The organism is uncultured Prevotella sp. (assembly GCF_946407605.1).
GTDB lineage: Bacteria > Bacteroidota > Bacteroidia > Bacteroidales > Bacteroidaceae > Prevotella.
This window is the reverse complement of the sequence record NZ_CAMJOS010000019.1, coordinates 59,391-72,441: the sequence shown is the minus strand read 5'-3', so window position 1 is coordinate 72,441 and position 13,051 is coordinate 59,391. Positions and strand designations below refer to the sequence as shown.

At 52.3% G+C, this 13,051-nt stretch carries 11 protein-coding genes; 9 read left to right on the top strand and 2 right to left on the bottom strand.

Features of this window, described 5'->3' with window-relative positions; translation table 11 throughout:
* Positions 1-591: MFS transporter (locus Q0R57_RS09320; protein ID WP_294746493.1), on the top strand; the 591-nt coding region annotated here is incomplete at its 5' end.
* Positions 592-627: 36 nt separating this feature from the next.
* The gene (locus Q0R57_RS09315; protein WP_294746492.1) at positions 628-4,029 is read left to right on the top strand and encodes a DUF5107 domain-containing protein; all 3,402 of its coding nucleotides are present in this window, start codon (positions 628-630) and stop codon (positions 4,027-4,029) included.
* Here the strand turns inward: Q0R57_RS09315 and Q0R57_RS09310 are convergent.
* Positions 4,019-4,978 carry a LuxR C-terminal-related transcriptional regulator gene (locus tag Q0R57_RS09310; protein WP_294746489.1) on the bottom strand — a complete coding sequence of 320 codons (960 nt, stop codon included), beginning with the start codon at positions 4,976-4,978 and terminating at the stop codon, positions 4,019-4,021. The two genes, Q0R57_RS09315 and Q0R57_RS09310, sit on opposite strands and share 11 nt — an antisense overlap.
* A 284-nt stretch (positions 4,979-5,262) precedes the next feature.
* Between Q0R57_RS09310 and Q0R57_RS09305 the strand changes: the two genes are divergently transcribed.
* The 4 genes from Q0R57_RS09305 to Q0R57_RS09290 all read left to right on the top strand — a co-directional run bounded on the left by Q0R57_RS09305 (position 5,263) and on the right by Q0R57_RS09290 (position 10,331).
* Complete coding sequence (locus Q0R57_RS09305) at positions 5,263-6,555, top strand: hypothetical protein (protein WP_294746486.1); 1,293 nt, start codon at positions 5,263-5,265, stop codon at positions 6,553-6,555.
* A 108-nt stretch (positions 6,556-6,663) separates the two neighbouring features.
* The gene (locus tag Q0R57_RS09300) at positions 6,664-7,947 is read left to right on the top strand and encodes an imelysin family protein (RefSeq protein ID WP_294746483.1); all 1,284 of its coding nucleotides are present in this window, start codon (positions 6,664-6,666) and stop codon (positions 7,945-7,947) included.
* Positions 7,948-7,965: 18 nt separating this feature from the next.
* A complete protein-coding gene (locus tag Q0R57_RS09295) occupies positions 7,966-9,771 on the top strand; it encodes a di-heme oxidoredictase family protein (protein WP_294746480.1) in 1,806 nt (601 codons plus the stop codon).
* Positions 9,771-10,331 carry a hypothetical protein gene (locus tag Q0R57_RS09290; RefSeq protein WP_294746477.1) on the top strand — a complete coding sequence of 187 codons (561 nt, stop codon included), beginning with the start codon at positions 9,771-9,773 and terminating at the stop codon, positions 10,329-10,331. Before Q0R57_RS09295 ends, Q0R57_RS09290 begins: the two co-directional genes overlap by 1 nt.
* Here Q0R57_RS09290 and Q0R57_RS09285 read toward each other — a convergent pair.
* Positions 10,324-11,274: a D-2-hydroxyacid dehydrogenase gene (locus Q0R57_RS09285; RefSeq protein ID WP_294746474.1), complete on the bottom strand. Its 951-nt coding sequence runs from the start codon at positions 11,272-11,274 to the stop codon at positions 10,324-10,326. The two genes, Q0R57_RS09290 and Q0R57_RS09285, sit on opposite strands and share 8 nt — an antisense overlap.
* Before the next feature lie 266 nt (positions 11,275-11,540).
* Between Q0R57_RS09285 and Q0R57_RS09280 the strand changes: the two genes are divergently transcribed.
* The 3 genes from Q0R57_RS09280 to Q0R57_RS09270 all read left to right on the top strand — a co-directional run bounded on the left by Q0R57_RS09280 (position 11,541) and on the right by Q0R57_RS09270 (position 13,006).
* On the top strand, positions 11,541-12,173 hold the full coding sequence (locus Q0R57_RS09280) for a hypothetical protein (RefSeq protein WP_294746471.1): 633 nt from the start codon (positions 11,541-11,543) through the stop codon (positions 12,171-12,173).
* A 168-nt stretch (positions 12,174-12,341) separates the two neighbouring features.
* The gene (locus tag Q0R57_RS09275) at positions 12,342-12,638 is read left to right on the top strand and encodes a type II toxin-antitoxin system HigB family toxin (RefSeq protein ID WP_294746468.1); all 297 of its coding nucleotides are present in this window, start codon (positions 12,342-12,344) and stop codon (positions 12,636-12,638) included.
* Between the two features lie 2 nt (positions 12,639-12,640).
* Positions 12,641-13,006 carry a helix-turn-helix domain-containing protein gene (locus Q0R57_RS09270; RefSeq protein WP_294746465.1) on the top strand — a complete coding sequence of 122 codons (366 nt, stop codon included), beginning with the start codon at positions 12,641-12,643 and terminating at the stop codon, positions 13,004-13,006.
* Positions 13,007-13,051: the final 45 nt, after the last annotated feature.

Genomic DNA, 13,051 nt, shown 5'->3' with positions numbered 1-13,051 from the left:
CTGGTGATTGCCGTGTTCCAGCAGTGGTGCGGCACGAACGTCATCTTCAACTACGCACAGGAGATATTTACTGGGGCGGGCTATGACGTGGATGGTATGTTTATCGACATCGTCATCACAGGCATCGCCAACGTGGTGTTTACGTTTGTGGCCCTCTACACCATAGAGAAATGGGGACGTCGCACGCTGATGCTCATCGGCGCTGGCGGACTGGGACTGATATACCTGACGCTGGGCACCTGTTACTTCATGGAGGTGAAGGGCGTGCTGATGGTTTGCTTAGTGGTGACGGCTATCTCGGTATATGCGATGACGCTGGGCCCTGTGACGTGGACGCTGCTGGCAGAGATATTCCCCAACCGCATCCGTGGCGTGGCTATGGCTACGTGTACCTTCGCCCTGTGGGTGGGCTGTTGCACGCTGACGTTCTCGTTCCCCTCGATGAATGCGGCATTAGGCTCGAGCGGCTCCTTCTGGATCTATAGTGCCATCTGCATCTGTGCCTTCATCTTCCTGTGGCGCCGCTGTCCGGAAACGAAGGGCAAGAGATTGGAGGAGTTGGAGAAAGAACTGGTGAAAGGTGAAGGGTGAAAGGTGAAGGGAGAAAAGTAAAAAGATAAAAAAGATATGGTTAAAGCATGGAGAGAGTTGGTGACGATACCGACTTACGAGATAGGAAAGGCAGAGAAGAACCCGATATTCTTGGAGAAGAGAGTATATCAGGGGTCGAGTGGGGTGGTGTATCCGTACCCCGTCATTGAGTCGATAGCCAACGAGGCCACGCCAAAGGAATGGAAGGTGGTGTGGCTGGAGAACGAGTACCTGAAGGTGATGGTGATGCCCGAGTTGGGCGGACGCATCCAGATGGCGTACGACAAGATAAAACAGCGTCATTTCGTTTATTATAACCACGTCATCAAACCTGCGCTGGTGGGACTGACGGGCCCCTGGATCAGTGGCGGCATAGAGTTTAACTGGCCCCAGCACCATAGGCCCAGTACTTACCTGCCTGTGGACTGCGACATCGTGGAGAACGAGGATGGCAGTGTGACCGTATGGGTCAACGAGATGGAACGCATGTTCCACCAAAAAGGAATGGCAGGTTTTACGTTGCGTCCTGGCTGTTCCTATCTGGAGATTCAGGGCAGGGTGAGCAACCGCACGCCGCTGCCGCAGACCTTCCTGTGGTGGGCTAACCCCGCCGTAGAGGTGAACGATGCCTACCAGAGCGTGTTTCCGCCTGACGTGAATGCGGTGTTTGACCACGGCAAGCGCGCCGTCAGCAGCTTCCCCATCGCCACGGGCACCTATTATAAGATGGACTACTCGGCAGGTGTGGATATCTCGAACTACAGGAATATCCCCGTTCCTACCAGTTATATGGCTGTGAACTCAAAGTACGACTTCGAGGGCGGCTATGAGAACGACACAAAGGGCGGCATGCTGCATGTGGCCAGCCACCATTTCTCGCCAGGTAAGAAGCAATGGACCTGGGGTAATGGTGACTTTGGCAGGGCGTGGGACCGCAACCTAACCGACTTCGTCGGAAGTGAAAAAGGAAAAGTGAAAAGTGAAAAATTTGCTGCCGCCAATGATAATTCTCAATTCTCAATTCTCAATTCTCAATTAAAGCCTGGCTTCCGTCCTTACATCGAACTGATGGCTGGCGTATATACTGAGAACCAGCCCGACTTCACGTGGTTGATGCCCTACGAGGAGAAGCAGTTTACGCAGTACTTCATGCCCTACAGGGAGTTGGGCGTGGTGAAACAGGCCTCGAAAGACTTTATCCTGAATATTGAGTCCACCCCCGCCCCCTCCCCAAGGGAGGGGAGGCAGATTACCTTTAAGATCCTCGCTACAAGTAAACAGAAGGTTAGAGTGATACTGGAAGGAGAGAATGGAAAAGAGTATTATAATCAAGTTGTTACGTTGTCGCCTGAGCAGGTACTTGAGGAACATGTGGCATGTGGAGATGTATCGCTACAGGAGTTGTCGCTGATCATTGACCGCGCAGAGCATCCCAGGATGCTGCCCCTGCTGGAATGGCATGCTGAGCCAGACGAGATACGTCCTATACCTGACGCTGCTGAGGCCGCCCTGTCGCCACAGGACACGAAGACCGTGGACCAGCTGTATCTTACAGGTCTGCACCTGGAGCAGTATCGTCACGCCACATGGAGTGCCCTCGACTATTATGAGGAGGCGCTGCGTCGCGATCCGCTGGACTATCGCTGTAATATGCAGATGGGATTGTGGTATCTGCGCAGGGCCCGTTTCGAGAAGGCTGAGGGCTATCTGCAGACTGCCGTCAAGGTGCAGAAGAAACGCAACCCCAACCCCTACGACGGTGAGGCACTGTTTTACCTGGGTGTTGTCAGTAAGATGCTGAGGAAGATGAACGAGGCCTACAACTGCTTCTGGAAGGCCACGTGGAACAAGGCGTGGGCCGATGCCGGCTACTATGAGGCAGCCTGCATCAGCACGGCGCAGGAGCGCTGGGAGGACGCGTTGGACGAGTTGGAGCGTTGTCTTATCAGCAACAGCCACAACCACCAGGCTCGCGCCCTGAAGGCCGTCGTGCTGCGTAAACTTGGCAGGAAAGATGAGGCCCTTCGTTGGATAAAGGCGTCGTACGAGATAGACCACTTTAATTATGTTTGCATGGTGGAGGAGCATCTGCTGACAGACGACCCGCAGCCGCTGGAGCGTATGGTGAACCTGATGCACGGCAACATCTATAATTATCACGAGACGGCATTCGATTATGCGCATGCTGGACTGCTGGAAGAGGCTACGTTGGTGTTGCAGACAGCCATCGACAAAGGTGTGGAGGAGTCGCCGCTGACCTATTACTACCTGGCTTACTGGAGTCGTATGTCTAATGGCCTCGCTTATCTGCAGAAGGCTCAGACGGTCAGTCCCGACTATTGCTTCCCCAACCGTTTGGAGGATGCCTTGATACTGGAGTCGCTGAAGGAGTTGCCTGTGATAGAGGATGCTCGCATACCGTATTACTTAGGCTGTCTCTATTACGACAAACGGCAGTATGATGTAGCTATCGAGAACTGGGAGCTTGCGGCACAGAAAGACCCCACCTTCCCCACCGTGTGGCGTAACCTCGCCCTGGCACGCTATAATAAGCAGGGACGCCAGGAGGAGGCGCTGGCGTATATGGAGAAGGCGTTCCATCTGGACGAGAGCGACAGTCGCATCCTGATGGAGCTGGACCAGCTCTATAAGCGTATGCAGAAGCCCCATCAGCAGCGACTGGACTTCCTGCAGAAATATCCACAGCTGGTGTCACAGCGCGACGACCTGGTGCTGGAGGAGATCACCCTGCTGAACCAGTTAGGACGCTACGAGGAGGCGAAGGAAAAGCTCGATGCCCACCAGTTCCATCCTTGGGAGGGCGGCGAAGGTAAGGTGCCTGCGCAGTATCAGTTCTGTAGGGTGGAATTAGCGAAGAGAAGCCTCACCCCCAACCCCTCTCCCAAGGAGAGGGGGGTAGGTTCCCCTGCTCTCGATAAAGCTATTCGTTTGCTCGAAGAGTGTTTGGTTTATCCGCCGCATTTGGGCGAGGGAAAGCTGCAGGGGGCGCAGGATAATGATATCCTTTATTTCCTGGGACGCTACGAGGAAGGAACGGTAGGACCTACGGAGCCTGCCGCTGCGATGTACTACAACGATGCCAAGCCCGATAAGATATTCTATGCTGGACTGTGCTATCGCAAGTTAGGACAGGAGGATAAGGCGCGCAGCCTGTTTCATAAGCTGGTGAACTACGGCAAGCAGCATCTTTACGAGCATCAGACGATGGACTATTTCGCCGTCTCGCTGCCCGACCTGCTCATCTGGGATGGCGACCTCGACCTGCAGAACCGCATCCATTGTCTCTATATGTTGGCGCTGGGCTACGAGGGACTGGGCGACAGACAGCGTGCTGAACGCTATCTCGCCGAGGTGGAACAGCTGGATATCAATCACCAGGGAGCGCAGGCCCTGCGTTCGCTGATGGTCACAGCTTGACGCTGGAGATATCCACCAGGTTGTTGACGATGGCGTAAATGGTAAGACCCGCAGGCGAGTGTATCTGTAGTTTGCGGGCGATGTTACGACGATGGGTAATCACCGTATTCACTGATATGCAGAGGTGGTCGGCAATCTCTTTGTTGGCCATGCCCTGCACCAGGGCCACGATGACCTCCTTCTCGCGGTCGGAGAGCTGTTCGGAGTTCTGCGTACCGCTTTTAAATACCATATCAGTAATGTTCTTGGTTACATCGCTCTGCTTGGCCATCTCTTCCAAATGGCGGATGGCAGGCACGAAGATGCAATCCTCTACCATAGCATGTTGGCGCAGCCACACCTCGTTCTCGTAGATGTCGTGGAGGGTGGCTGTGAGCTGGTTATTGTGCAGTCCGTCCTGTGGCAAGTACTTGATAATGAGTAGTTTCAGCTCGCGCAACTTCTTGTCAGTAGCACCGTGATGTTTCGAGAACGTATCCACGTTATAGTCAGGAGCGGGATGCCCGTCGAGCAGCGACTGCACATAGGGGAACAGCGTCTTCTGTTCATATTTCATGTGACGACGAATCTCGTGGGCATACTCGTCATAGAATCGCAGAATGAGATTGCCCAGCGAGTCGTGCTCGTCGAGTGACTCCTGCAGCTCACGACGGATATACGGCAGTTGGAAGTCGAGGAAATAGGCATGACAGGCTTCCAGATAATGCAGCAGGGTGGGGACGGATATCTCCTTGTCGGCCTGGAACTCTCCATACCCATTAATGGTGAAGTTCACCACCGCCAGGAAGGTGTTGGTGTCCACGTGATTGTCCTCACAGGTCTCGCGTACCGTCTTGTCGCCGAATCCCAGGCTGATGCCAAAGCTGCCCAGCGACTGCAGCAAGTCGTAATTATCACGGATGAGCGAGATCATCTTATCGTCCGGCTCGTATAATTTCTGATTCTTCATAACTATGAACTATGCACTCTGAACTATGCACTACTAACTATTGATTACCGGCTGCAAAATTAGGCATTATTTTCCACATGTGCAATAATCACTTGTAGGTATTTTAGGTGTGGGAAACGGGATGCGTAGGGTGAAATGCCCCAATTTCATAATTTTTAGGTATTGTGGCATTGCCGTATTCGCAGTAATTTTGCAGCCGAAAACAAAACCAGGTGAATGGTGAAGGGTGAATGGTGAAGGGAGGATGGTAAAAAAAGTAAAGAGAGTATAAAGGTAAAAAAGATATGAGAAAGCTTTTCAGTTTAATGACAATGACGGCGCTGGCGATGACGGTAAGCGCACAGACCAGCGCTGGCGACAGCGTGCTGAACCATCTGGGCAGTAGCCGACTGAGCGTAGGAGGCTATGGTGAGATATGCTATAGCCGTAATTATTATAGTGATCACGTGAGTCGCTACTCACAGCCCGAGGAACATAAGAACGACCCCTCGCACGGTAAGTTTGACCTGCCCCATGCTGTGGTCTATCTGGGTTATGACTTTGGCAAGGGATGGACCTTCGGCACAGAGATAGAGTTTGAGCACGGCGGCAACGGACTGGCCTACGAGAAAGAAGACGAGGAAGGCGGAGAATGGGAACAGGAGGTAGAGAAAGGCGGCGAGGTAGAGCTGGAGCAGTTCTGGATTCAGAAGAGCTTCGGACGTGCTGCCAACCTGCGTTTCGGACATATCGTGGTACCTGTGGGTTTGAACAACGCCCACCACGAGCCCACCAATTTCTTTACCGTCTATCGTCCTGAGGGTGAGAACACCATCATGCCTTCTACCTGGCACCAGACGGGTGCGTCGTTCTTTGGTCGCTATAAGGACTTCCGTTATGAGGCACAACTGTTGGCTGGTCTTAATGCCGATGGTTTTACGAATACCAACTGGATCAAGAACGGAGCGAAGTCGCCGCTGGAGTACGACGTGGCTAATAAATATGGTGTGGCCCTGCGACTGGACAACTACAGCATTCGTGGACTGCGTATAGGTCTCTCGGGCTATTACAGCCACTCTATCGGCAACAGCTATCCGCGTAATGCCGCTGGCGTTGACGATACCTATGAGGGTAAGGTGGCCGTTGGAGCCATCGACTTCACCTACAGAGGACATAACTGGATTGTGCGTGGTCAGGCCGATTATGGTTATCTGGGCGATGCAGAGCAGTTGAAGTACCTCTATAACCGCGTAAACAAGAAGTCGCCCTATCACCACTCGGCCTTCGTCTCGAAGAACGCCTATGCCTGGGGCTTGGAGGCTGGTTATGATGTGTTCTCGCAGATTCAGAGCCTGCGTCAGCAGGACAGGAAGCTCTACGTCTTCGGACGCTACGAGCAGTACGACCCCTATGCCTCTGCAACGAAGGGCATCAGCTACAACTACACCGAGGTGAAGCGTATGGCTGTTGGTGTGAACTACTACCCGCTGCCAGAGGTGGTGGTGAAGGCGGAGTTCTCGAAGCGCTTCCTCAATAGTGCCTATAACAATGAGCCTGCTATTAATATTGGTGTGGCTTATGAGGGATTCTTTCTTTAATAGGTGAAAGGTGAAGGGTGAAAGGAGAAAAGATTTAGTGACTTCATGTTAAGTAACTGGGAATTAAGAGTATATAATTATAGTTACAATAAAAAAATGGTAAAGCAAATGAACAAGATTTTCTTTCTGTCTGCAGCCCTCTTGCTGGGAGGACTGACCCTGTCATCGTGCGGCGATGACGATGACAACAACAGCGGCAACAGTGGTACACCCTCAGAAGAGGCTTACAAGGACCGCAGTTATGGCAACGAGGCCATCGATGCCTGTGCCAAGACGGTGACAGCTCTGGAGGCTGCTAACGAGGTGATTGCTACAGCCAACCTCAACGAGACCCAGGAGACCGCCCTGCGTCAGGTGCTCACCAACCTGGTGAACAACGTCATCGTGCCTACCTATACTGATCTGGCTGATGATGTGGAGGACCTGGAGAAGACCCTCAACGGACTCACGGTAAGCACCATCACCCAGACTCAGATTGACAAGGCCTGCACCGACTTCAAGGCTGCTCGTCAGCACTGGGAGCGCTCGGAGGCTTTCCTCGGAGGTGCCGCCAGCGACTTCAGCATCGACCCCACCATCGACTCATGGCCTCTGGACCGTGCTGAGCTGCTCGACTATTTCAAGGGTGGTATGACAGCCGAGATTGAGGACGAGTCAACCATCCTGGGTTTCCACGCCCTGGAGTTCATCCTCTTCCGCAATGGTCAGAACCGCAAGGTGGCTGAGTTGCAGGGCAACGATACCTATAAGAATTTCGAGAAGGTGAGTGGTGCCGACGAGCTGAAGTATGCCCAGCAGGTTTGTAAGCTGCTGAAGGAGCGCTGCTTCCAGCTGCAGGTAGCTTGGGAAGGCGAGAAGAACGCCAATCGTGTAGCAGTAGTCAAGGCTGCTGGTCTCGACTATCAGACGGAGAATGGTCTCAGCTATGGCGAGAACCTCATCAATGCTGGTGTCGCTGGTTCTAAGAGCACTTTCCCCGCGCTGAAGGATGCCATCGCCCAGGTGCTGAGCGACGACGAGGGCTCGTGTGTGGCTATCTGCAACGAGGTGGGTACGGCCAAGATAGCCAACCCCTTCACCAATGGCGACATCGCCTATGTGGAGTCACCCTATAGCTACAACTCCATCACCGACTTCCAGGATAATATCCGCAGCATCCGCAATGTGTGGTTCGGCTCGCTCAACGGCAATGCCGCCCAGGGTAGCTTCCACAGCTTCTTTGCTGGTGTGCAGAAGACTGACGTAAACACTTCTGTGGAGGGTGCCTTCGATAGCGCCATCGACAAGATTGGCAAGATGCCGTCACCTTTCGTGAAGTACTGCAGCATTATCTGGAACAAGGACTTCGACGACCCCGACAACTGGGAGTCAACAACTGAGGAAGAAGAGTAAATCCTATAACATACGCTTATGAACAAACTATCACGATTAACCATCGTGACCATGCTGGCAGCTCCTGTGCTGTCAGCATGTTCCGATGAAGACAGTTCGACTGTCGAGAACCTGGGTCCGTTGACACCTGAAGAAGAGGTGTTTGGCAAGGCCACAGGTAATTTTACTGCCGAGGAATGGTTTCCTGGCGGTGAGTTAGGAACGACCGAGAAAGCCAGCTATTCGGCACCAGCCCCAGCGCTGGCCAAGATCAGCGGTATGGAGGAGGACTTCAACGTGGGTGAGGACTTCTTCGAGCATCTCTACACCATCGACCAGGAGCCGCGTAAGGGTCTTGGTCCCGCTTGGGTGCGCAACAGCTGTTTCCATTGTCACCCCAGCTATGGTCACGGCAAGCGTCAGACGGAGTATCGCGCCAACACCGTGGGCAACGGCTATCTGTTGGTTATCTATCATCCGCAGGAGGCTTTCACCACTGATGGTGTGCGCTATACCACTGAGACCTCGGGTTATATCAGCGAGGTGACGGGTATGCCTCAGACGCAGGCCATGCAGCCCTTCAAGGCACCTATCGACGAGAACCAGATTCAGATTCAGTGGAAGAGCGTCAGCGAGATGCCCAGTGGTCTGTCTATGACCTTCCCCGATGGTGAGAGCTATGCCCTCATCTATCCTGAGGTGACCATCCCTGTCTCGGCCTTCAATACCAACCCGCAGCCTACTGACTATGAGGTGCGTCTAGAGTCGACTATCGGCGTCTATGGCACTGGTCTGCTCGACGCTATCAAAGATGAGGATATCGAGAGCCAGTGGGCCTCTGAGGCACGCTTCGTTGACATGAACCCCAATATGTGGGACAAGGAGGCTGGCACCTTCAAGGCTTCTGCCTACTATAGCGCAGGCTACAACGACACAGGCTCTTTCCGTGGCAGTCATGGTCCGCTGAAGCGTTTCACCTATGCCATGACGCGTGGTACGCTGCAGGACGGTGCTGGTGCCAACGCCATCTGGAACATCACCAACGTGACGCGCTCAGACCGTCACTTCCTCTATACCACGCCAGCTTGGGCTAAGGCTATGAGCGAGGATGCAGAGGTTATCGCCTATATCAAGTCACACGGCTCGTCGCCCCTCAGTCCCCTCTATCCTTACTATGCCGATGGTACTGACGAGGGCATCAAGGCTCGTGTCAACGAGATTCTCTCTTGTAATAACATTGGTAAGAAGGAGACCTTCGACAAGTACCTGTTTAATGGTGCACCTTACGACGGTAAGGACGAGATGAGCGACAAGCAGTACTATCAGTTTATGGTGTGGCATCGCGGCCTGGCTGTGCCTGCTGCCCGTAACCTCAACGACCCTGACGTGCAGCGTGGTAAGAAGCTCTTCACGGATATTGGCTGTGCCCAGTGTCACCGTCCCTCTTGGCAGACAGGTTCTGACAATATGTGGGTCGATGCTGCCACGAAGGCTTATGCCGATGCCAACCACCTGGCTAAGGACGGCGACTATACCAAGCTGTTGCCGAAGTACCCCAACCAGACCATCTGGCCCTATACCGATATGGTGCAGCACCGTCTGTTCATGGAGAACGATATCCGCACAGGCTGGTGTCGTACTACGCCTCTGTGGGGTCGTGGCCTGAGTCGCCGACTCACTGGTGCTGACGATCGTCTGCACGACTGCCGAGCACGTACCGTCATCGAGGCTATCATGTGGCACGGCTACTCCAAGCAGTCGCAGGGCTACAGGGCTGTAGAGAAGTTCTACAACCTGCCTAAGGTGGATCGCGATGCTATTGTGAAATTCGTAGAGAGCATCTGATGAGACATCTTCTGATAGTTCTTTTTGCCCTTTGGCAACTCTCTTCGGTGGCAGGGTCCTCGCATCAGGCTCCTGTCACCCATCACCCTCGTGTCCTGCCTCAAAAGCAGGCCGCCCATTTCTGCAGACTGCTGCTCAACGATGGCGAGGGACATATCTATCCCGTCAAGGTCTATGCCCAACGGCTGACCACCCTGCTCTACACTGAACCCCATTATGGTGAGTTCAGTGCCGAGCAGGTGTTTACGGGTTTCATCTTTTTCTATGAGGACTGGGCGCAGCTGCCTATGGCTTTTGGCGACGGACGAGGTCGAATGCTGATGGAGGAGCTGCATAGTGGACAGACGCTGCGCATCTTTCCGCATGTCCAGGGTAGGGAAGCCGTCTGGTATGCACCCACCGACAACCTGCCAACCTCTATCGATGCCGAACATCGTAAGTATATCAGCGAGGTGTTCGACCGTCTTAACGCTGCTGTGCACGACGCCAACTGGTCGCTTGTCGATGCCTTTATCGACAAGATGATTCAATACCAGTGCCGCTTTGGCAAGGCTAAATAGTCACCACGTTCTGGGGTTTGCCTTCCAGGAACGAACGCACATTGTCTGTTGCCACCTGAATCAGTCGTATGCGGGCTTCCTTCGAGGCCCAGGCAATGTGGGGTGTGATGAAGGCGTTGGGCTGTTTCAGTAACGGATTGTCTATGCTTGGCGGCTCCTCTGTCAGCACGTCGGCACAGAAGGCTGTCAGGCGTCCTTCGCTCAATGCTTTGGCTACAGCCTCATCGTCCACCAACGGGCCTCGTCCTGTGTTGATGAGGATGGCTGAGGGCTTCATCTGTCGCAGGGTGTCGTCATTCATCAGATGGTGTGTCCTCTCTGTCAGCGGACAATGCAGCGACAGCACGTCCGACGTCGCCAGCAGCTCTTCCCACGATACTTTCTCAATGCCTGCAGGCAATGTGGTCTTGCGGCTCATGGCTTTCACCTTCATGCCGAAGGCGAGTGCTATCTGTGCCACATGCTGTCCTATGTTTCCCATTCCCACAATGCCGAACGTCTTACCAGCGAGCTCTGTATGCGGAAAGTCCCAGTAGCAGAAGTCAGGGTTACGGCTCCATCGTCCCTCGCGATTGGCTATGGCGTAGTGCTCTGTGCGGTTGGTGACGGTGAGGAGATGTGCAAACACCATCTGCGCCACGCTCTCCGTGCTGTAGGCAGGCACGTTGGTCACCGTGATGCCCCGTTCGCTGGCTGCCTTGATGTCCACCACGTTATAGCCTGTGGCCAGCACGCCGATATATCTCAACTTGGGCAACTGCTCCATCACCTCTCTGCTGATAACCACCTTATTGGTCAGCACCACGTCGGCATCAGCGGCTCTCGCCACCGTCTCCTGCGGCTGCGTGCGGTCAAATACTGTCACCGTTCCCAATTCCACCAGTGCCTGCCACGACAAGTCGCCAGGCTGCGCCGTATAGCCGTCAAGTATCACTATCTTCATAACCTTAGCTTTTTAGTTGTTCCTTATTTGAGTGCAAAGATACAAAATAGCGCGTGAAATGCAAATTTCTAATAAAACTTTCTTCGATTACGAACTTTTTTGTATCTTTGCATCTGGAAAATGTTGTTGCAAGGTTTGAAACATAAGTTGCAGGCTCTGAAACATATGTTCCAAGCCCTGAAACATAAGTCTCAAGGCTTGAAATAGAAGATATCAAGTACACAGGAGAAATAAATAGTTAGGACTAATAAAAAATACATAGAAAGATGGCAAGTTACGTACTACAAGAATTACCGAATGGCATGGGAGACGGCGAAAGCGCTCTGTTTCCGAAGATGCAGATTTACACGATGTTCGACTACGACAAGGTGGTGGAGTTGATTCACAGCTATTCGCCCTCGTTCAGCGAAGGCGTCATCCGAGGTGTGCTCGACGGGCTGAACGAGGCCATGAAATCGGCATTGCCCAACGGACACAGCATGAAGATAGACGGACTCGGTGTGTTCTCGCTTTCACTGGGCTTCAGCGACGAGAAGTCTGGAACCTCTGGCGATGAGCTGAAACGCAAGGAGAACTACCGTCATGTCTGTGCAAAGGGCATCAATTTCAAGGTCGACCAGGAACTGATCAAGGACATCAACCGCGAGTCAACCTTCGAACGGGCGCAGCCAGGCGTGCAGCGTTTCGAGACTCCGGACTCTACACTCGAACAGCGTATGCAACGTGCCCTCAAGCTGATTAGCGAGCGCGGCTATATCACGCTGAGCGACTATGTCATTGCCAACAATGTAAGCCGTTCGATGGCCTCTCGCGACCTGAAGCGCATCACATTAGATCCATCCTCAGGCATCATCGCCAAAGGAAATCATTCACATAAGGTGTGGGTGAAAGATTCATAATCGTTCCATTTGGTCAATTCAATTAGAATGATTACCTTTGCAAGAAATATAATCAAGAGAACCGCTGATCAATAGTCCCCCTGTTGAACTAAAATTTTTTAAGATTTTCCGAAAAATATTTGGAAATCCCGAAAAATCGTACTATATTTGTACCCAAAAACAACAAAGATGAGAATAATATCCAAAAGTACATTGGTTGAATACTATACCAAAAATCCTCAATCTAAGACAGCATTGGAGGAGTGGTATGAAAAGACGAAGAAGGCGGAATGGACTTGTTTTTCAGATATTAAGAACACATTTAACAGCGTAGATGCTGTTGGTAATCAGAGATTTGTGTTCAATATCAAAGGCAATGACTATCGCCTTGTGGTTTTGATTTTGTTTACGCCCAAGACGGTATATATCCGTTTTGTTGGAACACATTCTGAGTATGATGCAATTAAGGATATAAAAAATATGTAGGTATGGCACAGATTAAGAGCGAAGCTGCCTATAGAGCAGCGATGAAAAGAATTGATGAACTGCTTAAAGTGGTTAATGACTCTACTCCAGCTGATGACCCCAATTATCTGGAGTTGGATATGATTTCTGATATGGTAGCAGAATATGAAGATGTTCACTATCCCATTGGTAAACCTACGCTGATAGATGTCATCAAACTACGTCTCTACGAAATGGGTATCACACAGACAAAACTTGCAGAGATGCTTGGTCTCAGCAATGCTCGTGTCAGCGAAATCATGAATGGCAAGAGCGAGCCTTCTCTGAAAATAGGCAGAGAATTGAGCCGCCAGCTGAACATCGATCCAGCTGTGGTTCTGGGAGTGTGAAAATCTAATCTGTAGAATCGAATAATCAGGAGACCCCTTAAACAT